This is a genomic window from Geobacillus sp. ZGt-1 (assembly GCF_001026865.1).
Lineage (GTDB): Bacteria > Bacillota > Bacilli > Bacillales > Anoxybacillaceae > Geobacillus > Geobacillus thermoleovorans.
The window spans coordinates 1-1,085 of sequence record NZ_LDPD01000128.1; the positions used below are offsets into that span (position 1 = coordinate 1).

The following is a 1,085-nucleotide window of genomic DNA, read 5'->3' on the forward strand; positions in this document are numbered from 1 at the left end:
TCTTTATTGCAACTTATATACCATACACTCTTTTATAAAATGGTGACACTACAAAAATTCCCACTTACCCAATCAAATATCAAATGACAGAAGAACCTAATATGCATTTTTATTTACCAAACCATTGGTAATTGTAAGCAAAATGATTTTTATGTCTAGCCACAAGCTCCAGTTCTCTATGTAAAAAAGATCATGTTCAATCCTTTCTTGAATCGAGGTATCCCCCCGTAATCCACACACTTGAGCCCATCCGGTGATTCCTGGGCGGACATGATGTTTAATCATATATTTTGGAATTTCTTTCTTAAACTTTTCGACAAAAAAAGGACGTTCAGGCCGCGGACCAACGATACTCATATCGATCTTCTTGGGCATCGCGTTCAATTTGTAAGTACTTGTACCAATCCGACATGTTCGTTTCTCACCTTATGAAGATGTTTGATATTGAATTTCTGATAACAAGTGATCGATGGTCGTATGGTAGGCTTCTGATCCAGGAAGCCGCCTGCTTTGTTCCAAGTATGCTTTTGCTTTCGCATACTCACCGTTGTAATACAGAATCTCGCCAAATTGCAAGGTAAAGATCGGATCCTGCTGCAGAAACGGTCTTTTTTGAATGGCTCGATCATAATAGAAAGCGGCTTTTTGAAAATCATTTTTCATCGCGTACGCTAGTCCCAGTGTGCGCATGATGTTGTAACGATCAGGATACTTGTCCAACAATGATTGCAACTGCGGCAAAGCTTCTTCTACTCGTCCTTGTTGCATAGCTTGAATCGCTTTTTGGTATTCGATGTAGTCGTTTCGAAACATTTCGTCTTGCTGTTGTCCCTTCCAATGAACATAACCGATCCCTGATAACACCAAGACGAGCAGACTAAGAAACACGTATCGGTTCCATCGCCCAACCATGAGTAAATTCTCCTCGTTTCACAAAAATCGACAACCTTCTACTTGTAAATTTTAGTGCATTTCGCCTCATAAAGCAATAGTCCAGCGAAATACAATGGGTGAGACACTGGAAAAGGGTGTTTTTCTAATGATGAATCAGTTGCAAAAGCACTCATAAAAGGACCCTCCCATGA

At 40.1% G+C, this 1,085-nt stretch carries 1 protein-coding gene and 1 pseudogene; both read right to left on the bottom strand.

The genetic code is table 11. The features are described 5' to 3' along the window. Positions 1-96: 96 nt before the first annotated feature. Positions 97-366 (bottom strand): annotated as a pseudogene (locus VU18_RS18090) (sugar transferase); the annotation flags it as partial. Between the two features lie 60 nt (positions 367-426). Continuing rightward, positions 427-912 carry a M48 family metallopeptidase gene (locus tag VU18_RS18095; protein ID WP_021322744.1) on the bottom strand — a complete coding sequence of 162 codons (486 nt, stop codon included), beginning with the start codon at positions 910-912 and terminating at the stop codon, positions 427-429. Positions 913-1,085 lie beyond the last annotated feature (173 nt).

Bases quoted from the DNA above. Each gene is read 5' to 3' on its own strand.
- VU18_RS18095 (WP_021322744.1), bottom strand. From the start codon at position 912: ATGGTTGGGCGATGGAACCGATACGTGTTTCTTAGTCTGCTCGTCTTG.